We start from the raw sequence: 23,167 nt of genomic DNA on the forward strand, positions 1-23,167 counted from the left end.
CGGGGCCAGCCAGATGAAGTATCGCCCATCCCAGAGAAGACACATTGTTCAAGAATCGAACAAAAATCGAGTATTCACCGATATTTGGGCAGAAAATTGGATGATAGTTTACCAGATTTTGATGGCTTTGTGGTGAGGGGATGCCGGAAATGTGGAAAAAGAGAAGATATATGAAATGTTACTGTGGATAACCTGCGTATTATCCATAAAAAAACCCGCCGAAGCGGGTTTTTCGCCAATCGTTCTGCGTAAGCAGAATGGATTAACGTTTGGAGAACTGTGGACGACGACGTGCTTTACGCAGACCCACTTTCTTACGTTCAACCTGACGAGCGTCACGAGTAACGAAGCCAGCTTTACGCAGTTCAGAACGCAGGGATTCGTCGTACTCCATCAGAGCGCGGGTGATACCGTGACGGATCGCACCTGCCTGACCGGAGATACCACCACCTTTAACGGTGATGTACAGATCCAGTTTTTCTACCATATCAACCAGTTCCAGCGGCTGGCGAACTACCATGCGGGCAGTTTCGCGACCGAAGTATTGTTCCAGAGAACGCTGGTTGATTACGATTTTACCACTGCCCGGTTTGATGAAAACGCGAGCTGCGGAACTTTTGCGGCGACCAGTGCCGTAGTATTGATTTTCAGCCATTGCCTATAATCCCGATTAGATGTCAAGAACTTGCGGTTGCTGTGCCGCGTGGTTGTGCTCGTTGCCTGCGTAAACTTTCAGTTTACGGAACATAGCACGACCCAGCGGGCCTTTTGGCAGCATGCCTTTAACCGCGATTTCAATCACACGCTCAGGACGGCGGGCAATCATCTCTTCAAAGGTCGCTTCTTTGATACCACCGATGTGGCCGGTGTGGTGGTAGTACACTTTGTCAGTACGCTTGTTGCCGGTAACAGCAACTTTGTCAGCGTTCAGAACGATGATGTAATCACCGGTATCAACGTGCGGAGTGTATTCCGCTTTATGCTTACCGCGCAGGCGACGAGCCAGTTCAGTAGCCAGACGGCCCAGAGTTTTACCGGTCGCGTCAACAACATACCAGTCGCGCTGTACGGTTTCTGGTTTAGCTGTAAAAGTTTTCATTAAAAGCTTACCCAAATAATAAGTTACACGTTGGTGAACACCCAAACGTTTAGTCAGTTGAGGTTCACACGACAAAGTCCGGCAAACCTACCCCTTCGAATAGCACATGCCGACACATAGAAAGTTTCGGGAAAAAAACCTTCTCGTAACGTGGGGTCGCAAGATTATAGAGAAGTTGAGGTCAAAGATCGACCCTTAAATGTGATTTGGAATGGGTTTTTCGGGGGGCGCGTTTGTGCGGTCTGGTGCCCTCACCCTCAGCCCCTCTCCCCGCGGGAGAGGGGAGCATTGATTAGGGCATATGCTCACGCTTGAGATACTCTTCGCTCTGCATCTCTTGCAGGCGCGAGAGGCAGCGCTGGAACTCAAACTTCAGCCGCTCGCCCTGGTAGATCTCATATAAAGGCACCTCGGCGCTGACGACAAGCTTGACGTGGCGCTCGTAAAACTCGTCCACCAGCGCAATGAAGCGCCGCGCTTCGCTCTCCATCAGCCGCGTCATCACCGGCACATCCAGCATCATCACGGTGTGGAACAGGCGCGAAAGCGCAATATAGTCATGCTGGCTGCGGGCATCCACGCAGAGCGTCGCAAAAGAGACTGCCAGCGTCTGGTTTTCTACGCCAAGGGTAGGTAACGGGCGATGGTTAATCTCCAGCGTCGGTGCGTTTTCGCGTTTTGCGCCCGCCAGCGCCAGCCAGAGTTTATCCATCTCGCGAGCGGTATCGGCGTTTAACGGCGAAAGCCACAGGTGCGCCTGCGTTAACGTGCGCAGACGATAATCGACACCGGCATCGACATTCATGATGTCGCAATGCTGTTTGATAGCATCAATAGCCGGCAGGAAACGCGCCCGCTGCAGGCCGTTGCGATAGAGTTCATCCGGCGGGATATTCGACGTGGCAACGAGCGTGATCCCGCGGGCAAACAGCGCTTTCATCAGCCCGCCTAACAGCATGGCGTCGGTAATGTCAGAAACAAAAAACTCATCGAAGCAGAGCACGTCCGTTTCCGCCTTGAACCTGTCAGCCACAATCTCCAGCGGATCGCTTTTGCCCTGCAGCGCTGTAAGCTCTTCATGCACCCGCAGCATAAAGCGATGGAAGTGGAGGCGCTGTTTACGCTCCCCCGGCAGGCTGAGATAAAACAGATCCATCAGCCAGGTTTTTCCGCGACCGACGCCGCCCCACATATATAAACCGCGCACCGGAGCCTGAGCCTGCGGCGCTTTTTTGCCGAGCAGTCGGCCAAACGCCGCTTTGAGCCCACCACTCTGTTCTACTTCAGCAGGTTTTGCCGTGAGCGCCTGATAAATCATCTCCAGACGGTTTACCGCCTCACGTTGAACGTCATCAGGCTGATGAGTACCCTCATTCAGGGCCAGTTGATATCGCGATGCAGGGGACAGGATTTGCATAATCTTATTGTTATTCCTTCAATTAATGCTCATCAGCAGGCGTGACTGATGAAAAAAAGGCCGTTCTACACTACGCGATGATACGTCAGGATTCCACTTCTGCGGAAATAGCGGTTATAGTGGCATTATCAGGCACAGGCAGGAGCCGAGCCAACACCCTACGGAACAACAAGACAACGGGAGAAGTTCATGACCTGGGAATATGCGCTAATCGGTTTAGTCGTCGGCATCGTGATCGGTGCTGTGGCCATGCGTTTCGGTAACCGCAAATTGCGTCAGCAGCAGTCACTGCAGTACGAACTGGAAAAGAATAAAGCAGAGCTGGAAGAGTATCGCGAAGAGCTGGTCAGCCACTTTGCCCGTAGCGCCGAGCTGCTGGACAACATGGCGACCGACTACCGTCAGCTGTATCAGCATATGGCGAAAAGCTCCAGCAGCCTGCTGCCGGAAATGACCGCGGAGACTAACCCGTTCCGCAACCGTCTGGCCGACTCAGAAGCGGGTAACGATCAGGCTCCGGTTCAGATGCCACGCGACTACTCTGACGGAGCGTCCGGCCTGCTGCGCGGTGGCGCAAAACGCGATTAATCGCACAACATAAATATATTTTACGGGCGCATCTCTTGCGCCCGTCCTTTCTTCCCGTCCCCAGCTATTATTTAGTCAAACACCTCATTGTTCAGCGGTATAAAATTCAATAACATCATCATGATTTTGGGCCGTTCTTCTTTCATTCCAGGATACGAGAGTCAGCATCAATGAAGAAAAAAAACCAGCTGTTGAGCGCTATAGCGTTAAGTGTCGGGTTATCTCTCTCGGCGTCCTTCCCTGCCGGTGCGGCGCTGCCTTCGCAGGTGCCGGGACAGGCAGCCACTCCCAGCCTCGCGCCAATGCTGGAAAAAGTGTTGCCCGCGGTCGTGAGCGTTCAGGTAGAAGGCACGGCGGTTCAAAGCCAGCGCGTACCGGAAGAACTGAAAAAATATTTTGGCGATGAGTCCCCCAACCAGCAGGCTCAGCCTTTTGAAGGCCTGGGCTCTGGCGTCATCATTGATGCGGCTAAAGGCTATATCCTGACCAACAATCATGTCATCAGCCAGGCCGATAAAATCAGCGTCCAGCTGAACGATGGTCGTGAATTTGATGCCAAACTGATTGGCGGCGATGATCAGAGCGACATCGCGCTATTGCAGGTGCAGAACCCGAGCAACCTGACCCAGATTGCCATTGCGGATTCCGACAAGCTGCGCGTCGGTGATTTTGCCGTCGCCGTGGGCAACCCCTTTGGTTTAGGTCAAACCGCCACCTCCGGCATAGTCTCGGCGCTGGGACGCAGTGGTCTGAATCTGGAAGGTCTGGAAAACTTCATCCAGACCGATGCCTCAATCAACCGGGGCAACTCCGGCGGGGCATTACTCAACCTTAACGGCGAGCTGATTGGCATTAACACGGCAATTCTGGCTCCGGGCGGCGGCAGCATTGGGATTGGCTTTGCGATCCCGAGCAATATGGCTAAAACGCTGGCGCAGCAGCTAATCCAGTTCGGCGAAGTCAAACGTGGACTGCTGGGTATTAAAGGCATGGAGATGAGCGCGGATATCGCGAAAGCGTTCAATATCAACGTGCAGCGCGGTGCGTTTGTCAGTGAAGTGCTGCCAAACTCCGGCTCGGCAAAAGCAGGCATTAAATCGGGCGATGTGATCGTCAGCCTTAACGACAAGCCGCTGAGCAGCTTTGCTGAACTGCGTTCGCGTATCGCCACTACCGAACCGGGGGCCAAAGTGAAGCTGGGCCTGATCCGTGACGGTAAGCCGCTGAATGTCGAAGTGACGCTGGATAAAAGCACCTCGTCCTCTGCCAGCGCGGAGCTTATCGCCCCGGCGCTGCAAGGGGCAACGCTAAGCGATGGGCAGCTGAAAGACGGTACGAAAGGCATTCGCCTGGACACCGTCGAGAAGAGCAGCCCTGCCGCGCAGGCCGGATTGCATCAGGAAGATGTCATCATTGGCGTGAACCGCAATCGCGTGCAGTCCATTGCCGAACTGCGCAAGGTGCTGGAGAGCAAACCGGCGGTCATTGCCCTGCAGGTCATGCGTGGTAATGAGTCTATCTACATTCTGTTGCGCTAAGCATTTGCGATCCCGGACATCACCGCTGCGTGTGATGTCCGGATAACTCATGTTATGCTGCAAATCGTTCCTTTTTTCACGACACGCGCATCATGCTTTTAAAGCTCTTACGTTCCATTGTCATCGGTTTGATTGTCGCTGGCCTGCTGCTGCTGGCGATGCCGTCTTTGCGTCAGTTTAATAAGCTGTCTGCCCCCCAGTTCGACAGCACGGATGAAACGCCGGCGACCTATAACCAGGCCGTTCGCCGTGCCGCCCCTGCCGTGGTTAACGTTTATAACCGCGGCCTCAACAGCTCAGCACATAACCAGCTTGAGATCCGCACCCTTGGCTCCGGGGTGATTATGGACGAGCGCGGCTACATTATTACGAACAAACACGTGATCAACGATGCCGACCAGATCATCGTCGCCCTGCAGGATGGCCGCGTGTTTGAGGCGTTGCTTGTGGGTTCAGACAGCCTGACCGATCTGGCCGTGCTGAAGATTAACGCCACGGGCGGATTGCCGGTCATTCCGATCAACCGTAAACGTACGCCGCACATCGGCGATGTGGTGCTGGCGATCGGTAACCCGTACAACCTGGGCCAGACCATCACGCAGGGAATTATCAGCGCGACCGGTCGAATCGGCCTCAACCCGTCAGGACGGCAGAACTTCCTGCAGACGGATGCGTCAATCAACCACGGCAACTCCGGCGGCGCGCTGGTCAACTCGCTGGGCGAATTGATGGGCATCAACACCCTCTCGTTCGATAAAAGCAACGACGGCGAGACGCCGGAAGGGATCGGCTTTGCTATTCCGTTCCAGCTGGCGACCAAGATTATGGATAAGCTGATCCGCGACGGACGCGTGATCCGCGGCTATATCGGTATCGGCGGGCGCGAAATTGCGCCAATGCATACTCAGGGCGGTGGTATCGACCAGATTCAGGGCATCGTCGTCAACGAGGTGGCACCGGGTGGCCCGGCGGCTAACGCGGGGATTCAGGTTAATGATGTCATCGTGTCGGTCAACGGCACGCCGGCAGTCTCTGCCCTGGAGACGATGGACCAGGTGGCCGAAATTCGCCCTGGCTCGATCATCCCTGTGGAAATCATGCGCAACGATAAGAAAATGACGCTGCACGTGACGATTCAGGAATACCCGGCAACAAATTAGCCCCATAAAAAAACCGAAGCACTTACTGGCTTCGGTTTTTTTGCCGGGTGGCGCTAACGCTTACCCGGCCTACGGGAGACACTTCGTTTTACTTGTTAACGAACTCTTCACCCAGAGTGATATCTTTCTTCAGCGTGTCCAGCATGCCTTCCATCGCGTTTTGCTCAAACGCGCTCAGCGTACCGATAGGCTTACGCTCTTCAATACCGTTTTTGCCCAGCAGCAGCGGCTGAGAGAAGAAGCGGGCATGTTCGCCGTCGCCTTCAACGTAAGCACATTCAACAACGCCTTTCTCGCCCTGCAGGGCGCGAACCAGTGACAGACCGAAACGTGCAGCCGCCTGGCCCATAGACAGGGTTGCAGAACCGCCACCCGCCTTCGCTTCCACCACTTCGGTGCCCGCGTTCTGGATTCGTTTGGTCAGATCAGCCACTTCCTGCTCGGTGAAGCTCACGCCCGGGATCTGCGACAGCAGAGGCAGAATTGTCACGCCAGAGTGGCCGCCGATAACCGGCACTTCCACTTCTGTTGGCTGTTTGCCTTTCAGCTCAGCAACGAAGGTGTTGGAGCGGATGATATCCAGCGTGGTCACGCCGAACAGTTTGTTTTTGTCGTACACACCCGCTTTCTTCAGCACTTCGGCTGCGATAGCAACGGTGGTGTTCACCGGGTTAGTGATGATACCGATGCATGCTTTCGGGCACACTTCAGCGATCTGCTGCACCAGGTTTTTCACGATGCCCGCGTTGACGTTGAACAGGTCTGAACGATCCATGCCTGGCTTACGCGCCACGCCTGCAGAAATCAAGACCACGTCAGCACCCTGCAGCGCAGGACGCGCATCTTCACCGGAGAAGCCTTTGATTTTTACAGCGGTCGGGATGTGGCTCAGGTCAACCGCCACGCCTGGGGTTACCGGAGCAATATCGTACAGGGAGAGTTCTGAGCCTGAAGGCAGTTGGGTTTTCAGTAGTAGGGCAAGCGCCTGGCCGATACCACCAGCAGCGCCGAGGACTGCGACTTTCATCCTAAACTCCTTATTATGGTTAACTTAAGTATCTGTAAATCCGTTGCCGCGACCTTAAATCAGCATGTCTTTAATTACAATTTTCGAAGCTAAAGAATTTGAGGTCACACGACTTTATCTCTCACCAGAAAGCTATCTGACGACAGATGGCAACGAATTAAGAGGTGGTTACAATACACCCTGCCACGCCACCAAAACAACATCATTTTGATAACATTTAATTTACTTTTAAGCTTATTTGCGCGGCGTGACCCAGGCATGTTTTCTGATAACGAAATCTGATAAAATCACTCCCTTTCATAACATTATTTCAGCCTGCCGTTGAGCAGATAATTTGCATAAAAATTCATCCACATGCATAATAATGTTGTTTCTTTCGTCATATTCCGGGTGACTTATGCGAAGCTCGTCTAAGCAAGAAGAATTGGTAAAAGCGTTTAAGGCGCTACTTAAAGAAGAGAAATTCAGTTCTCAGGGAGAAATTGTTCAGGCGCTGCAGGAACAAGGCTTCGATAACATCAACCAGTCGAAAGTCTCCCGCATGTTAACCAAGTTTGGCGCGGTGCGTACCCGCAACGCCAAGATGGAGATGGTCTATTGCCTGCCGGCTGAACTTGGCGTGCCGACCACCTCCAGCCCGCTCAAGAATTTGGTTCTGGATATCGACTATAACGACGCCGTTGTGGTCATCCACACAAGCCCGGGTGCCGCGCAGCTGATTGCCCGCATGCTGGACTCGTTAGGTAAAACAGAGGGTATTCTCGGCACCATTGCCGGTGATGACACCATCTTTACCACCCCGGCTAGCGGTTTCTCCGTGAAGGATCTCCACGAAGCGATTCTGGTTCTGTTCGAACAGGAACTGTAATGCGCCCTCCCCCGTAGCGCCGCTGCGGGGATCATTCTGCTCTCGCATCATTTCCCCCTTTATTTCACTGCCCTTGCTTTGACAATTAGTGCTTTTTACCACTCATTAACATTCATCCAGTGAATAGCAATCCCGCAAATCGCACAAAAAATCAAAAAGCATTATCCCTATGATTTTCTTATAAATGCCAACACAAATTGCTCATAAAACACCCAGCATTATGCAATTAGGTTATAAAAAAAAGCGTGTTTAACACGTAATAACAAGGGAAACCATTAGTCTGGTATTAATTTTTTACGTTATTAGTGTATACTTGATTTTGTGATGAGGGTCACGAAACAAGACCCCACTAAAAAATTCGACGAGGTAAGAATCATGAAAATCAAAACTACTGTAGCGGCGCTGAGCGTCCTGTCTGTCCTGTCCTTCGGTGCTTTCGCGGCTGACGCTATTAATGCTGACCAGGCGCAATCCCGTGAGGCAATCGGTACGGTTTCTGTCGGCGCTATTGGCACGTCTCCAATGGACATGCATGAGATGCTGAACAAAAAAGCGGAAGAAAAAGGTGCGTCATCCTATCGCATTATCGAAGCGCGTTCCGGTGACCACTGGCACGCCACCGCCGAGCTGTACAAATAAGTTTAAGTAATCACTGAAGACATAACTCTCCACTCAACGGCACCAGGCATAAAAATAGCAGTTCAACCCTTCTCGCCGTTGAGCAAAAAACCTGTTCAGGAGTAAAGACTATGAAAACCAAATTGATCATCGCAACCCTGGGTCTGGCATCCGCTCTCTCTTTCGGCGCAAGCGCAGCCGTACAGCAAGTGAATGCCGATCAGGCACAAAATCTGCAGCCAATGGGCAGCGTCTCCGTGACGTCAGTCACCGGCTCCCCGATGGACATTCGTCAGGAGCTTGCCGCCAAAGCTGAAAAAGCAGGCGCCAGCAGCTATCGCGTCACCGAACTGAATCAGGGTGACCACTGGCACGCCACGGCTGAACTTTATAAATAAACCCTCGTCGTATCTCATCATACGACTTGCCCCTGGCCTCGTGGTCAGGGGCTTTTTTCATTTAATGCCGCGCGTTAAAGCGAAGCTGTCCTTCAAGCTCTTCCTCCGCTTCATCGAAGAGTAATATCAGCGCGCCGAAACGTCTGCGCAGCTTATCGGGCAGATGGATAAACTCAATCTCCAGCGGTAGCGGCAGCATGCTGCCGGTGACCACGTCCCACAGCGTATCCAGATTGGTCACGCTTTCCCGTTCAAGATCAAACGCCCGGATAAATTCCCGATAAAAGTCTTCCTGACTGTCGATTTCGTCAAAATCAAAAGTATAGGTTTTCATTGCCAGCCACCCAGTCCAGGCGGGCGGCAGATGCCGCCCAGTCTATTATAATCCCCCGATATGCAGGGTTTTAACTTCCAGATACTCTTCCAGCCCCAGCACGGATCCCTCACGTCCAAGACCGGACTCTTTTACGCCGCCAAAAGGCCCCAGCTCGGTGGAAACGGCGCACTCGTTAATGCCAATCATCCCGCTCTCGATGGCCTGTGAAACGCGGAAAACCCGAGAAAGGTTCTGGGTGTAGAAGTAAGCTGCCAGCCCGTAAGGCGTGTTATTCGCACGCTGGATGACTTCATCTTCCGAGGTGAAGCGGAAACACGCCGCAACCGGACCAAACGTCTCTTCTTCTGCCAGCTTCATGCCTTCGTGACAGTCGCCCAGCACGGTTGGCATCCAGAAATTACCGCCCAGCGGATGGGGTTTGCCGCCCGCCAGCACGGTCGCCCCTCGTGCGACAGCATCTTCAACATGCTCACGGACCTTGTCGACCGCGGCGGATTCAATCAGCGGCCCGACGACGACGCCGTCCTCAAGGCCATTCCCCACCTTAAGGGCATTAACCGCATCTGCGAGCTTATTCACAAACTTGTCGTAGACGGTTTCCTGGATGTAGAAGCGGTTCACGCTGACGCAGACCTGCCCGGCATTGCGGAATTTATTGGCAATCGCGCCTTTTACCGCAGCCTCGATGTCGGCATCCTCAAAGACGATATACGGAGCATTTCCCCCCAGCTCCATCGAGACTTTTTTCATGGTTTCTGCGGCGTTACGCACCAGCGTTTTGCCGACGGAGGTCGAACCGGTAAAGGAGATTTTACGCACGTCGTGGCTGGCCATGATCGCATCGCTGATTTCATGGGTATTTCCGGCCACCGCGTTGAGCACACCGTCGGGCACGCCCGCCTGTTTTGCCAGCGTCAGCAGTGCAAAGGCGCTGAGCGGCGTGTTATTGGCCGGTTTGATGACACCGGTACACCCGGCTGCCAGCGCCGGGCCTAGCTTGCGGGTGAGCATCGCCATCGGGAAGTTCCACGGCGTGATGGCCGCGACGACGCCGATGGGCTCACGGGTCGCCAGAATGCGCGAGCCGGGCTTGATTGGCGGAATAATTTCACCGTTCGCGCGCTTGGCCTCTTCGGCAAACCACTGGATAAAGCTGGCGGCATACTCCACTTCCCCTTCCGCCTCTTTCAGGGGCTTGCCCTGCTCGGTGGTCATTAACCGCCCGAGCCAGCTTTTATTTTCAATAATCAGTTCGTACCAGCGGTACAGAATCGCCGAACGCTCTTTCGCGGTTTTGGCACGCCATGCCGGGAAGGCTTTGGTGGCCGCTGCGATCGCTTCTTCGGTTTGCGCTTTACCCGCTTTCGCAACTTTAGCGATGACCTCACCGGTCGCGGGGTTTAGCACATCAAACGTTGTGTCCAGCGTTTTCCAGATGCCGTCGACCAGATAGCCGGTCTGAAAAAGGGTGTTGTCCTGAAGCGCCTGAGTCGTCATGTGTCCTCCCTTCCTGAATGTAAGTACGTGCTGGAATAAGTATAGCCACAAAAAAACCGGCGCTTTTGGCGTCGGTTTTTTTACTTCAGTCAGTTATCCGTGAGGGCATTCTGGTAGCGATGCAGCATAAACACCAGCCGCCCTACCGGCTCGGTCACCTGTTGCGGCGCTTGCCAGTGCTTGAGCTTTTCCTGATAAATATCCAGTTCTTCAAGCAGTTGGGTAAAGTAACGACGGCGTTTGTCGTCACTGCTGGCGGAAAGCACATGGTCGGCGGTACGACGCAGCTGACGGTGGAAGGCCGAGAGATCGTCGTTGATCGGCACCGGCGCGTTGCGCAGACGCTGGTGCGCGATGATCATGGTTAACGCCAGGCGGAACTTCGCTATGTCGCCCGGGAACTTGTTCAGCAGTAAAAACAGCTGCTGGTAGAGCGCGGGCAGGTGGTTCTCTTTACGACGCGCGGTATTGGTAGTCATCGACGACACGGCAGCCGATACAAACTGGTTCAGCAATACGCGCCCCGTCCGCGCCTGCGAGTTATCCCGGACCAGCAGAATCACCATCATCGCCAGGAAGCAGCCCACCAGCTGACCCAGCGCGCTGTCGAGGAACTGGCTGAAGTGGAAGGTCATCGGGTTATCCAGCACGATGATGTTAATCGTACTCGCCAGCGCCCCCAGCGATCCCAGGCGGCGCTTTTGCACTTCAATGCCGATAAAGAACGCCATCACCGCCAGGCTAATACAGAGCAGCAGCATGCTCTGCTGCGTCGACGGGATGATGACCAGGAAATAGAGCGCGCCTATCGGCAGCGCGGCGATGGTGCCGTAGAGGAAATCAATGGCGACCATGCGCGGGTTAGGCAGACGCATCGCCAGTGCGGTCACGACGGCAATCATCACCATCGCGCCGCTGCCGGACGTCCAGCCCGTCCACAGCCAGAACAGCGTGCCGAGCATACAGGCAAGCGTGGTACGCCAGAAGTTGACCATCGCGTGATGGCGCTCGGCAGACTCCGCCTTGATCACCACTTCGCCCTGGAGCACCTCTTCTTCCGCCGCACTGATTTTGGTGTTACCGATCACGCCGCGCTTAAGCAGCAGATAGCGCGTTGCGGCCCCAACCCAGGTGTAGATTGTCACCGGCGTCTCGCGCTCCCCGGTCCAGGCAATCACCCGGCGCATGCGCTTAAGCTGCTTATGCACGTCCTGTACGGTCTCTACCGGCTCGGCAAACAGTTCGCGGAACGTATCGGTGACCACTTCCGGGCGGGTGTTCTGGATGAGATAGGTTTCGCAGGCCTGGGTAATCAGCGTTAAGGAGACGGTATTCAGGGCTTTAAGGCGACGATTCGCCCGCGCCCAGCGAGACGACTCCATATTGAGGTTGCTGCGCATCCCTTCCAGCGCCTGCGTACGACGAACCAGCCCGCTCCAGGCTTTATCCACCTCTTCACTGTCGCCGTGTTTAATGCACAGCTGCATCAGCTGGTACTGGGCAACGATCAGCGCGTCCAGCTCGCGATCCACCTCTTGCTTGATCGAGCGCGGGGAGAAAAGCAGGTCAGCCACGATCGCGCAGACAATACCAATCACAATCTCGCTGCAGCGCTCCACGGCAAACTGCGGCGCGAGCAGCGGTTCGCTTTGGATGGTGATGACAATGATCAGCGCGGTATAGCCCGCCAGCCCCCAGGCGTAGGAATTCTCGACTTTTACCAGAGACGAGACCCAGGTGCAGAAGCCCGCCCAGATGCAGCATACCATTAGCATCAGCAGCGGCGTGCGGATCATCAGAATAATAATGGTCAGCGCCGCGAAACAGCCGATAAACGTCCCGATGATACGCAGCATCCCGCGATAGCGGATCGCACCAGAGTAGGGTTCTCCACCCGCGGCGAAGGCAGGGCCCGCCGCGACAATCGCGGCGGTCAGCACCGCCCAGCGAGGGGTTTCAAGCTGGAAGTGGAAGCCAACGAACAGCGCCAGCACGATGGCGCACGCCAGCTTCACGGCGAAGCGAATGTGCTGACTGGCGATGGAAAAGATACCCATGGCGATTAACCAAACTCGCGCAGGCGATGGGCAATTTTACGGAAGAGGGAGTCCTGGCTGGCATCCCGATCTTTTTCTCCGGTGATCACCACCGTCGCCGTGGTACCCGCTGGCCACAGATTGCCCTGCTGCTCATCCAGATGAATACGTACCGGCACGCGCTGCGCCAGACGCACCCACTCCAGGTTAGAATCCACCGTCGCCATCCCTTTGGCATCGTTAGAGCTGCTGGAGTTGGTTACCCCTGCGGCGACGCTGTCGACGGTACCTTTAAAGACGCGGTTGCTGCCAAGCGGCGTGACTTCTGCGCGATATCCCGGACGAACGCCCTCCAGCTTGGTCTCTTCCATATAGGCGAGCACGTAGAAGGAGTTCTGTTTAACCAGCGCCACGGCGGTTGAGCCACGGGTGATAAACTCCCCAGCATAGACGTTCAGGTTGGTCACCCAGCCATCGGCCGGCGCGCGGATCACGGTACGCTCCAGGTCGAGCTTCGCCAGATCGCGCGTTGCCTGCGCTTTCGCTAACTGGTGCAGCACGGTTTGCAGCACGTTGTTGGACTGGTCAATCTCTTCGCGGGACATGGCCTGAACGCCAAGCTGGTTACGACGGCCTGCCTCACGGCGTTTCTCTGCGGCCAGCGCCTGGTAATAGGCCACGTCTGCTTCTGCTTCCTCCAGCGCCTTCTGGTAACGAGGCTGGTCGATGGTGAACAGGACCTGATCTTTCTTCACCAGCTGGTTATCGTGAACGTTAACCGCCGTGATAAGGCCGGCCACGTCGGGGGCAATTGCCACCACATCGGCGCTAAAGCGCGCGTCACGCGTCCACGGTGATTCGGTGTAATAAACCCAGGCGCGAAAAATAGCGATGAACGCGAGGATAACCAGCGCCATGGTAATGGCGGTGCGGGAGATTTTTCTTGTTAGCGTTTTCACATCAACCTCAGACAAACATGCGCGATATCAGGTAAAACAGGCAGCAATACAGCGCGGTATTGAACAATGCAGGGTGCCAGACGAAATCGTAGATCCCAGTCGGGACCAGCACCTTGCGCACCAGCCAGAAGATCGCCAGTGATAAAAGAAGCTCGAAAAATATCGGTGGGAACGACAGACCGAACACCACGATAACGGGAAACAGACTCATGTTGACCTTGATAAGAGAGAGTGCAGGCTTCAGAATTTTTTAGCGCACGCCATCGCAGGAGAGCTAGAAACGCAGGGCGAGAATGGCGCAGCCGTTATGTAATTAATAATATATTAACGTAACTGTTATGCTGTTATCTATCATATGTGATCTAAATCACTTTTAAGCCAGAGTGAACAATGGAACGTTTAAAACGCATGTCCGTCTTCGCCAAAGTGGTTGAACTCGGCTCATTTACCGCCGCTGCGCGCCAGCTTCAGATGAGCGTCTCATCCATCAGCCAGACGGTGTCCAAACTGGAAGATGAGCTTCAGGTTAAGCTGCTCAACCGCAGCACACGCAGCATCGGGTTGACGGAAGCCGGTAAAATTTACTATCAGGGCTGTCGCCGCATGCTGCATGAAGTGCAGGATGTTCACGAGCAACTCTATGCCTTTAACAACACGCCCATCGGCACGCTGCGTATAGGGTGTTCTTCAACTATGGCACAAAATGTTCTCGCTGCCATGACGGCGGACATGCTGAAAGAGTACCCTGGGCTTACCGTCAATCTGGTGACGGGCATCCCTGCCCCAGACCTGATCGCCGATGGTTTAGACGTGGTGATCCGCGTTGGCGCGTTGCAGGACTCCAGCCTGTTCTCGCGTCGCCTCGGAAGCATGCCGATGGTGGTCTGTGCCTCGAAGAGCTATCTGGCGCAGTACGGTGTGCCGGAGAAACCTGCCGATCTCGCTAACCACTCCTGGCTGGAGTACAGCGTCCGCCCCGATAATGAATTTGAGCTGATTGCTCCGGAAGGGATCTCCACCAGGCTGCTGCCGGAAGGCCGGTTCGTCACCAACGATCCGATGACCATTTCGCGCTGGCTGGTGGCCGGCGCCGGGATCGCCTACGTGCCGCTGATGTGGGTGATCAATGAGATCAACAGCGGCGTGCTGGAGATCCTCTTCCCGCGCTATCAGTCCGATCCACGCCCGGTCTACGCCCTGTATACCGAGAAGGACAAGCTGCCGCTGAAGGTGCAGGTTTGTATTAACTATCTGACGGACTATTTTGTCGACGTAGCAGAGCTGTTTCAGGGAATGCGCGGAAGAAGAAAGGAATAAATAATTAATTTCTGAAATATCCGCGCCATTAATATTTCAGGATGAAGCCGGCCTTCATCCAGGAATATTCTTTAGCTTCTATCAGGAATAGCGAATTGACACTGCCGCCGCCTGCCCTTTACCTTATAAACAGTCTGACATTCAGACTGTTATTATTTTGTTGCTGATTTGAATAATAAAATGTATTTCGCAGGATGACGTTAAACAAGGAAACGAAATGAATCTATTTGAACAAACACCGCCGTCACGCAGGCGCTACGGACTCGCCGCGTTCATTGGCTTAATTGCAGGAATTGTCTCCGCGTTTGTCAAATGGGGAGCCGAGGTACCACTCCCGCCACGCAGTCCCACCGATTTATTTACCGGCGCATGCGGCCCTGAGCAATTAATAAGAGCCGCAGGCCAAATTGATTGCTCCCGCAATTTTTTAAATCCACCCTATGTTTTTTTACGCGACTGGCTGGGCGTAGTTGATCCTAACGCAGCAGTTTATACCTTTGCCGGACATATATTTAACTGGGTCGGCGTAACGCATATTATTTTCTCAATCGTCTTCGCGGTTGGGTATTGTGTCGTTGCAGAAGTCTTCCCGAAAATTAAACTCTGGCAGGGTTTGCTGGCGGGTGCATTGGCACAGCTTTTTGTACACATGCTCTCCTTCCCGCTGATGGGGCTGACGCCACCGCTGTTTGATCTGCCCTGGTATGAACACGTGTCAGAGATCGTGGGTCATCTGGTCTGGTTCTGGTCGATCGAAATCATTCGACGTGACTTGCGTAACCGCATTACTCACGAGCCGGATCCGGAGATACCGCTGGGTAACGTACGTTAAAAAAAAGGCGCTACATCTGTAGCGCCATTTTTTATGTTTGCTCAGGTCAGGCCGTGCCACCCACCGTCAGATTATCCACTTTCAGCGTTGGCTGACCCACGCCAACCGGCAAGCTCTGGCCTTCTTTACCGCAAACACCCACGCCGTTATCCAGCTTCAGATCGTTACCGACCATGGAAATCTGCTGCATCGCTTCAATGCCGGAGCCAATCAGGGTTGCGCCCTTCACCGCTTTGGTCACTTTGCCCTTCTCAATCAGGTACGCTTCTGAAGTCGAGAAGACAAACTTACCGGAGGTGATATCCACCTGGCCGCCGCCAAAGTTTGGCGCAAAGATACCGTAATCCACGGATTCGATAATCTCCTGCGGCGTGGATTTGCCCGGCAGCATATAGGTGTTGGTCATGCGCGGCATCGGCAGGTGCGCGTAAGATTCACGGCGGCCGTTACCCGTTGGCGCTACGCCCATCAGGCGCGCGTTGAGTTTGTCCTGCATGTAGCCTTTCAGCACGCCGTTTTCGATCAGCACGTTGTACTGGCCTGGCGTACCTTCATCGTCGATAGAAATCGAGCCGCGGCGGTCAAGCATGGTGCCATCATCCACTACGGTGCAAAGCTCAGAGGAGACGAGCTGTCCGATCTGGCCGCTGAACACGGACGTCCCGCGACGGTTAAAATCGCCTTCCAGACCGTGGCCCACCGCTTCGTGCAGCAGCACGCCCGGCCAGCCTGCGCCCAGCACCACCGGGAATGTCCCGGCCGGCGCCGCAACAGCATTAAGATTCACCAGCGCCATGCGCACGGCTTCTTTAGCCCACGCGTCAGCGCGCGCTTCGCCGTCAACATCACCCAGGAACCAGTCATAGCCGAAACGACCGCCGCCGCCGCTTGAGCCGCGCTCGCGTTTGCCGTTGTCATCGACCTGCACGCTGATGGAGAGACGCACCAGCGGACGCACATCGGCCGCCAGCGTACCGTCCGTTGCCGCCACCAGAATCAGTTCATACACACCGCTCAGGCTGGCGGAAACTTCCTGAACACGTTTGTCGGCAGCGCGCGCCACTTTGTCCACGCGGCGCAGGATGTCCAGCTTCTCTTCGCGGCTCATGCTCTGCAGCGGGTCGATGCTGGTATAAAGCGCGGAGTGCTGCACTTCACCCAGGGTTTTCACGCGACCGTCGCCGGCATCGCGCACAATGGTACGCGCGGCCTGCGCGCTCTGCTCAAGCGCGGCCAGGCTAATCTGGTCGGCATAGGCAAAACCGGTTTTTTCACCGCTGATGGCGCGCACGCCGACGCCCTGGTCAATGTTATATGAGCCATCTTTGATGATGCTGTCTTCTAAAACCCAGGATTCGTGATAGCTCGACTGGAAATAGAGATCGCCGTAGTCGAGACGGCGTTCGGTCAGTTGACCAAGAATGGAGAACAGGTCCTGATGGCTCAGGCCGTTCGCTGCGAGCAAATGTTCACTTACCAGGTTCAGACTCATCGTATTGCTACTCGTTCGTTGCCGCCCGTGGCGGTATAAAGATCGTATTTATTGAGAGTGAGGCAATTACCAGCCCACGTCAAATCATTGCTGTGCATCTTTGCGCGGCTGGCGCAGCACCTCGTTAATCTGCGGTTTATCCACCGGACCGGTAATGCGGTAGCGCAGAATGGAGACCTTGCTCCACAGCGGCCCCAGCACTTTACTGGCGGCAAACACCGCCGCACCGACAATCGGGTTAACCACAAAGGCCGCCGCCACGCCCACGCTGGCGGAAATTTCCGGCGCCACCACGGCTTCCATATCCAGCTCGCGACGCACGAGGTTGACCGAGCCTTTCATGGCGATGTCCGCTTCCAGCCCATCCACCAGCGTGTCGTCCGTGTGCAGAACGCCGTCCTTGATCCACGCCGTACTGCGGATGGAATCGTAATAGAAACCTTCGCTGAAGGTGTCGCTGAAATCGAAGCGCAGCTTGCGAAGCAGCGCATCAAAACTCAGCAGGCGCAGGATCTGCCCGGCACGCCCCGTGCTCACGTCGGCGATTTCACCTTTGCCAAAGTGTGTTTTCAGAATACCGTTCAGTGACGCTTCGTCCGGTGTCCACGGCGCGGCACGCCAGTGAAGATCGTAATTAACGTTAAACGAGGAGCCGCGCAGCGGCGTGCTGATGCCAAAGAAGTTGGCTGCCGCATCCAGCTTGTTGCCTTTAATGTCGCCCTTCAGGGACGTGCGCTGCTCGCCCGGGTTATTCACCCACTCTCCACCCGCCGTCATGCGGCCAAAGCCGGTGTCGATCAATCCGCCGGAGAGCTTGAGCGTATTCCCCTGGATGGCAAAATCACCGTCGATACGGCCATATTTTTGCCCCCACAGCCAGCACTCCGCGCAGCGCAGCTGCAGATCGGGCCAGCCGCTAAAATCGACGCGGGTAGTATTACTCAGCGGCGATGTATTCGCCGGTTTATCTTTACTCGCGGCAGCCGGGTTGTAGTAGAGATAGCGGATCGCTGCCTGCCACGGCGCGTTATTGCGCATGGTTAGCGTACCGTTGATTTCCCGGCCCTGCGCCTCCACTTTTGAGCCGTTAGCGGTTGGCTGGGAGACAATGCTCAGATTGTTCCACTGCTGTCCGCCCAGCATCAGCGACGGCGTACGTACGGTAATGGTCTGGGGGAACTGGGCGGCCTCATCAACGTTTTGCCCAACGCCTTTCTGGAACAGCGCCAGCCACTCCGCGCCGTCCATCGGCGGGAGATTCAGCTCAATGCCCGCATGCTCCGGCAACGGCGGCGTGGTTTTGCTGTCCGTCGTCCAGATAGCTTTGTCGAGGGTAAGCTTGCGGTTAAGCAGCCAGCGGCTGTTAAAGTGGTTTGTTCCGCCCGCGCTTCCGGTCAGCGCGAAGCTGTCCAGATTGCCATCCACGTTAAGCTTCACCGGCAGCGGCTGTCCGGCCTGTTTATCCAGCGGCGCAGGCAGCTGGCTTTGAAGATTCTTCAGGTCACCCGTAATGTCGACCTTATAGTGTGCACCCGCGTGATAAGGCAGGTCGATTGCCACTTTGCCCTGCCAGGCGACCGCGCCCGCTACTGACGCCTCAATCGGCTTCGGCAGGACGTCCATACGCGACGGCTGCCAGTTGCCGTCCAGATTAACGGCCACCTGATAAGCCTTTTGCCCCTCGGCTGTTGAGAAGTCGATATTCACCGGCTGATTAAACCAGCTGGCGGTCAGCGGCTCGCTTTTCAAATTACCGTTCACAAAGCTGAACTGTCCGCTGAGGTCTTTCAAGGTGCTATCAAGCGGTTTAATGTACAGGCTGTTGTTCTTCAGACGGACGTCACCTTTGGCGGTGGTCATTTCACCGTCCAGCGGGATATCAAGATGTAAGCGAGCATTCACATCGCCATCGAGCTGGAGCTGCTGAAGGGTCGCCGCCAGCGACTCTTTGAGTGGCGTCTCCTCAAAGTACGGCCCCACCGCTTTCCCCGGGCCGTTGATGTCGGCATCAATCAGCAGCTTCTCTTTTGAGTAGTCCGGGATGTTGGCCGTCAGGTTGCTGGCCGTTACGCCTCCCAGCGCAACGCTGTCCGCCTTCATCCATAATCCGTCGTTGAGGAAGTTAAGCTCGATATCCAGGTTTTTCAGCGCGGGCCAGCCCGGCTGGAACGCGAAGGTGGCGTCGTGCAGCGGCACCAGCACCTGGAACTGCCCCTCATTATGTTTGTACGGGAAAAGATGCGGGTTACCGCCGTAGACCAGCGTGGCGTTTTCCGCCTGACCGCCCTGAATTGCGCCGCTCAGATAGTCGACCAGCGCTTTACCCATCAGATTTTCCGGGAAATAGCGCCAGGCCTGAGAACCGTCATCGGTACTGATCCCGGCCAGAATGCCCAGCCACGGTTCGTCACCCTGCGGCTGTAAATAGCGGAAGTCACCCCGCGCGTGTACCGCTTTGGCTTTGACGTCGATATGGCGACCATCAAGCTGGAAGCCCTTATCGTTACGGAGCCAGTTAAGCACCGCGCTGCCCTGTTCAATTTCCAGCGGCGCGCGGAAGACCGTCTCGTAAGGCATTTTTGCGTTGTGCATATCGGCCGTCAGCCTGCCGTTCTCCACGCTTCCTTCCAGCTTGCCGCTGAAATGCTCCGCGCCCGGCAGCATCTTCCACTGCTTCCAGGCAAGATCTTTCCATGTTGCCTGGAAACGGGTTTTTTCCGTCGCCTGAAGCGGGATATCCAGCGCCAGAGAATCAATTTTTCCGCTCGGCTGCGTTGCCAGCCAGATCTCGCCCAGGTCCGGAGAGAGCTTTGCCGCCATGGAGCGCAGGCCTTCAATGGCCGCCAGATCCAGGTTACTGGCGCGGATGCGCAGCTCATCGCTGCGTTTACTCGCCGCGCCGCCCACGTCCTGCTCCGGCATCCAGGCCAGCGTCAACGCACCGCGCGGCCACGGCTTGCCGTCCATCGTGATGCGCGTATCCGGGATGGCGAACTGCCAGCCCTCTTTTTCCTGCGTCACGTGCGCGGTGAGGTTATCGACGGAAAGCTGATGCTGCTGTCTTTCACCCTTCCAGCTCGCGCCCCCTTGCTTCAGCCAGATATCGCCGCTGGCAAATTTCCCTTTCGTCAGGGTCATCCAGCCCTCAAGGCTGAAACGGGCGGTTTCCAGCTGCATGTTTTGCTGCAGCCAGTCACCGAGCCAGGGCTTTACATCCACATCGTCGGCCTGCAGCCAGACTTTGCCGTTGTTTAACAGGCCGTCATCGTCACGCAAGTCCATACGCACCTGCATGACGCCGTGCTGGCCGTTCAGGCTGGAAAGATTGACCTGCCCTTCGGCGCGGTGTCGATCCTTGCCGTTAAGCCAGGTCAGCTGCGGGATCGCCAGTTCGGCGCGCTGGCCAGAAAGGGTAATAAAGCTCACTTCGCTGTCGCGCAGATCGAAATGATCGAACTGGCGGAGGAAGAGATCGCTGAAGCGGTTGGCTTCCAGGCCCTGATTGTTATCACCGCCCGTCAGCGGCGTATTGGTCAGAAACTGGAGTTGATAAAAGGTGAGATCGCGAAACTGCCAGCGCAGATGTAGCAGGCTTTGCCAGACGTCCAGCGCCAGGGTTACGCGTTTGATTTTGAGATGACCGCCATCTTTCAGGCTGGCGTTGATGTCACGGACATCCAGCGTCGGGCCAAAATTCTGCCAGCTGGCGCTAACCTGGCTTACGTCGACCGGCACGCCGGTGGTGGATTCGATTTTCGCCAGCAGCTGCGGACGCCAGCTGTCCAGATGCGGTAAAACGAGGCGTAGCCCGCTCACGAGCAACGCGACAATCACGACCAGCGTTGCCCCTGTAAGCACTAAAATCCCCGGCAATCGCCTCACGCATCTCTCCTTGTCAGCTTTCGTCACGCAGCGTACTGCGTTTTACATCATTACGACGTCAAACTGCTCCTGGTTATAGAGCGGTTCAATTTGTACTTTTACCTGTTTGCCGACAAAGATTTCCACTTCCGCCAGCGCGTGCGACTCTTCGCCTTTCAGGGCTTCAGCCACCGCAGGGGAAGCATAGACCAGAAAACGATCGGAGTCGTAGGCATGATGGACACGGACAATTTCACGCATGATCTCGTAGCAGACCGTCTCCACCGTCTTTACCGTTCCGCGTCCATGGCAGGTTGGACACTCATTACACAGGACATGTTCCACGCTTTCGCGGGTCCGTTTCCGGGTCATTTCCACCAGGCCGAGCTGCGAGAAGCCATTGATGCTGGTCTTCACGCGATCTTTACTCAGCGCCTGCTCCAGCGAGTGCAGCACACGACGACGATGGTCTTCATTACTCATATCGATAAAGTCGATGATGATAATGCCGCCGAGGTTGCGCAGACGAAGCTGACGCGCAATCGCCTGCGTGGCTTCGATGTTGGTGTTGAAGATGGTGTCGTCCAGATTGCGATGACCGACAAACGCGCCGGTGTTGATATCGACGGTGGTCATCGCTTCGGTCTGATCGATGATCAGATAGCCGCCGGACTTCAGTTCAACCTTACGCTCCAGGGCTCGCTGGATCTCGTTTTCGACATCATAGAGATCGAAGATCGGCTGACGCCCGGTGTAATGCTCCAGCAGGCCCGGCATTTCCGGGATGTATTCAGCGGTAAACTCCAGCAGCGCTTCATACGTCAGGCGAGAATCCACGCGGATGCGGTCGAGCTGCGCGTCGGCAAAATCACGCAGCACGCGCTGCGCAAGCGCCAGCTCACCGTATAGCTGGTAGCGAGTCTGGTTGCGTTTTTTACGCTCCATCACTTTGGTCCAGACGCGCTTCAGGTAAGCCGCATCCGACGCCAGGTCTTCTTCGCTGATCCCTTCTGCAGCGGTACGGATAATAAACCCGCCCTGTTCATCGCAGTAGGCGCTGACCACTTTCTTCAGCCGCTCGCGCTCGCTTTCGCTCTCAATACGCTGCGAAACACCCACGTGCGACGCGCCGGGCATAAAGACCAGATAGCGGGAAGGTAAGGTAATGTCGGTGGTCAGACGGGCACCTTTGGTGCCAAGGGGATCTTTCACCACCTGCACCATTAAGTCCTGGCCCTGACGCACCAGCTCGGAAATGTCGCGCACGGCAAACTGCTTTTGCTCTTCGCCCGCGACGCACTCGGTGTGCGGCATGATGTCGGAGGCATGTAAAAATGCCGCCTTATCCAGTCCAATATCTACAAAAGCCGCCTGCATACCCGGCAGTACACGACTGACACGACCTTTGTAGATATTGCCTACTATTCCGCGCCGCGCTTCACGCTCAATATGAATTTCCTGAAGAATGCCACCGTCAATATAGGCCACACGGGTTTCCGATGGCGTTACGTTTACCAACAATTCAGCCGTCATAATTATCCCTTCCCTCACGCAGTGAGTTAAAATTGCTCAGCAACTCATACGTTTCCACCAGCGGTAAGCCGACTACGGCGTGATAGCTGCCATTAATCTTCCTGACAAAACAGCCACCCAACCCTTGAATACCGTATGCACCTGCTTTATCCATCGGTTCACCGCTGGCAATATAAGCGGCGATCTCGTCGTCGGTAATCACTCTGAACGTGACATCCGTAACCACCAGGCAATCCAGCACGTGCTGGCTGTCCGCCAGCGCGACGGCCGTCATCACCTGGTGCGTTTGCCCGGACATCTTGCGCAGCATGCGCGCCGCATGGCCGGCGTCATGCGGTTTCTCGAGGACTTCACCGTTAAGGATAACGATGGTATCTGCTCCCAGCACGGGCAGATCGCGCGGCACACAGGCCACGCCCGCCTGCGCTTTCTCGCGTGCCAGGCGAGACACGTACTGCTGAGCACTTTCGCCCTCAGCACGTTTTTCTTCAATGCCGGTCACGATGCGTTCAAAAGAGACCCCTAACTGCGTCAGGAGTTCCTGACGGCGCGGAGAGCCGGAAGCAAGATACAGAGACGTCATAGAAACC

General features: G+C 55.5%; 21 protein-coding genes. 8 read left to right on the forward strand and 13 right to left on the reverse strand.

The window, feature by feature from the left end; genetic code table 11:
- Positions 1-262: 262 nt before the first annotated feature.
- The 3 genes from rpsI to zapE form a co-directional block, all read right to left on the reverse strand.
- Positions 263-655 carry a 30S ribosomal protein S9 gene (rpsI, locus tag ACMWL8_RS09445; protein ID WP_003860436.1) on the reverse strand — a complete coding sequence of 131 codons (393 nt, stop codon included), beginning with the start codon at positions 653-655 and terminating at the stop codon, positions 263-265.
- Positions 656-670: 15 nt separating this feature from the next.
- Positions 671-1,099 (reverse strand): 50S ribosomal protein L13, encoded by a 429-nt coding sequence (rplM, locus tag ACMWL8_RS09450; RefSeq protein WP_006178824.1) that lies wholly within the window; start codon positions 1,097-1,099, stop codon positions 671-673.
- Positions 1,100-1,391: 292 nt separating this feature from the next.
- Entirely contained in the window at positions 1,392-2,516 is a 1,125-nt protein-coding gene (gene zapE / locus ACMWL8_RS09455) for a cell division protein ZapE (RefSeq protein WP_041907841.1), read from the reverse strand.
- A gap of 189 nt (positions 2,517-2,705) precedes the next feature.
- Here zapE and zapG point away from each other — a divergent pair, with 189 nt between their 5' ends.
- From zapG to degS, 3 genes are all read left to right on the forward strand, one after another.
- A complete protein-coding gene (zapG, locus tag ACMWL8_RS09460; protein WP_010436126.1) occupies positions 2,706-3,104 on the forward strand; it encodes a Z-ring associated protein ZapG in 399 nt (132 codons plus the stop codon).
- Positions 3,105-3,274: 170 nt separating this feature from the next.
- A complete protein-coding gene (degQ, locus tag ACMWL8_RS09465; RefSeq protein ID WP_041907839.1) occupies positions 3,275-4,642 on the forward strand; it encodes a serine endoprotease DegQ in 1,368 nt (455 codons plus the stop codon).
- Positions 4,643-4,734: 92 nt separating this feature from the next.
- Positions 4,735-5,802 carry an outer membrane-stress sensor serine endopeptidase DegS gene (degS, locus tag ACMWL8_RS09470; RefSeq protein WP_028014593.1) on the forward strand — a complete coding sequence of 356 codons (1,068 nt, stop codon included), beginning with the start codon at positions 4,735-4,737 and terminating at the stop codon, positions 5,800-5,802.
- Positions 5,803-5,890: 88 nt separating this feature from the next.
- Here degS and mdh read toward each other — a convergent pair whose 3' ends face one another.
- Positions 5,891-6,829 (reverse strand): malate dehydrogenase, encoded by a 939-nt coding sequence (gene mdh / locus ACMWL8_RS09475; protein WP_028014594.1) that lies wholly within the window; start codon positions 6,827-6,829, stop codon positions 5,891-5,893.
- 397 nt (positions 6,830-7,226) lie between these two features.
- Here mdh and argR point away from each other — a divergent pair, with 397 nt between their 5' ends.
- The 3 genes from argR to yhcN (ACMWL8_RS09490) all read left to right on the forward strand — a co-directional run bounded on the left by argR (position 7,227) and on the right by yhcN (ACMWL8_RS09490) (position 8,713).
- Positions 7,227-7,697, forward strand: coding sequence for a transcriptional regulator ArgR (argR, locus tag ACMWL8_RS09480; RefSeq protein ID WP_008502836.1), 471 nt, complete (start codon positions 7,227-7,229; stop codon positions 7,695-7,697).
- Between the two features lie 375 nt (positions 7,698-8,072).
- A complete protein-coding gene (gene yhcN / locus ACMWL8_RS09485) occupies positions 8,073-8,336 on the forward strand; it encodes a peroxide/acid stress response protein YhcN (RefSeq protein ID WP_045260454.1) in 264 nt (87 codons plus the stop codon).
- Positions 8,337-8,446: 110 nt separating this feature from the next.
- Positions 8,447-8,713: a peroxide/acid stress response protein YhcN gene (yhcN, locus tag ACMWL8_RS09490; protein ID WP_028014595.1), complete on the forward strand. Its 267-nt coding sequence runs from the start codon at positions 8,447-8,449 to the stop codon at positions 8,711-8,713.
- Between the two features lie 61 nt (positions 8,714-8,774).
- Here the strand turns inward: yhcN (ACMWL8_RS09490) and ACMWL8_RS09495 are convergent, their stop codons facing one another.
- The 5 genes from ACMWL8_RS09495 to aaeX form a co-directional block, all read right to left on the reverse strand.
- A complete protein-coding gene (locus tag ACMWL8_RS09495) occupies positions 8,775-9,047 on the reverse strand; it encodes a barstar family protein (RefSeq protein WP_028014596.1) in 273 nt (90 codons plus the stop codon).
- Positions 9,048-9,092: 45 nt separating this feature from the next.
- A complete protein-coding gene (locus ACMWL8_RS09500) occupies positions 9,093-10,547 on the reverse strand; it encodes an NAD-dependent succinate-semialdehyde dehydrogenase (protein WP_045260453.1) in 1,455 nt (484 codons plus the stop codon).
- Between the two features lie 89 nt (positions 10,548-10,636).
- The gene (gene aaeB, locus ACMWL8_RS09505; RefSeq protein ID WP_045260452.1) at positions 10,637-12,604 is read right to left on the reverse strand and encodes a p-hydroxybenzoic acid efflux pump subunit AaeB; all 1,968 of its coding nucleotides are present in this window, start codon (positions 12,602-12,604) and stop codon (positions 10,637-10,639) included.
- Positions 12,605-12,609: 5 nt separating this feature from the next.
- A complete protein-coding gene (aaeA, locus tag ACMWL8_RS09510) occupies positions 12,610-13,542 on the reverse strand; it encodes a p-hydroxybenzoic acid efflux pump subunit AaeA (protein WP_028014599.1) in 933 nt (310 codons plus the stop codon).
- 7 nt (positions 13,543-13,549) lie between these two features.
- Positions 13,550-13,753, reverse strand: a complete 204-nt coding sequence (aaeX, locus tag ACMWL8_RS09515; RefSeq protein WP_003860416.1) for a p-hydroxybenzoic acid efflux pump operon protein AaeX — start codon at positions 13,751-13,753, stop codon at positions 13,550-13,552.
- A gap of 179 nt (positions 13,754-13,932) precedes the next feature.
- Here aaeX and aaeR point away from each other — a divergent pair, with 179 nt between their 5' ends.
- Both aaeR and ACMWL8_RS09525 read left to right on the forward strand, forming a co-directional pair.
- On the forward strand, positions 13,933-14,859 hold the full coding sequence (gene aaeR, locus ACMWL8_RS09520; RefSeq protein WP_028014600.1) for an HTH-type transcriptional activator AaeR: 927 nt from the start codon (positions 13,933-13,935) through the stop codon (positions 14,857-14,859).
- Positions 14,860-15,076: 217 nt separating this feature from the next.
- Entirely contained in the window at positions 15,077-15,691 is a 615-nt protein-coding gene (locus ACMWL8_RS09525; protein WP_045260451.1) for a YagU family protein, read from the forward strand.
- 46 nt (positions 15,692-15,737) lie between these two features.
- Here ACMWL8_RS09525 and tldD read toward each other — a convergent pair whose 3' ends face one another.
- The 4 genes from tldD to ACMWL8_RS09545 form a co-directional block, all read right to left on the reverse strand.
- A complete protein-coding gene (gene tldD, locus ACMWL8_RS09530) occupies positions 15,738-17,183 on the reverse strand; it encodes a metalloprotease TldD (protein ID WP_028014602.1) in 1,446 nt (481 codons plus the stop codon).
- An 84-nt stretch (positions 17,184-17,267) separates the two neighbouring features.
- Positions 17,268-21,065 carry an AsmA2 domain-containing protein YhdP gene (gene yhdP, locus ACMWL8_RS09535; RefSeq protein WP_045260450.1) on the reverse strand — a complete coding sequence of 1,266 codons (3,798 nt, stop codon included), beginning with the start codon at positions 21,063-21,065 and terminating at the stop codon, positions 17,268-17,270.
- Positions 21,066-21,107: 42 nt separating this feature from the next.
- Positions 21,108-22,577, reverse strand: a complete 1,470-nt coding sequence (gene rng, locus ACMWL8_RS09540; RefSeq protein WP_008502847.1) for a ribonuclease G — start codon at positions 22,575-22,577, stop codon at positions 21,108-21,110.
- Positions 22,567-23,160, reverse strand: coding sequence for a Maf family protein (locus ACMWL8_RS09545; RefSeq protein WP_041907832.1), 594 nt, complete (start codon positions 23,158-23,160; stop codon positions 22,567-22,569). The genes rng and ACMWL8_RS09545 overlap by 11 nt, the downstream gene beginning before the upstream one ends.
- Positions 23,161-23,167 lie beyond the last annotated feature (7 nt).

The organism is Enterobacter sp. 04-C-12-SI-ECC (assembly GCF_047530715.1).
GTDB lineage: Bacteria > Pseudomonadota > Gammaproteobacteria > Enterobacterales > Enterobacteriaceae > Enterobacter > Enterobacter bugandensis.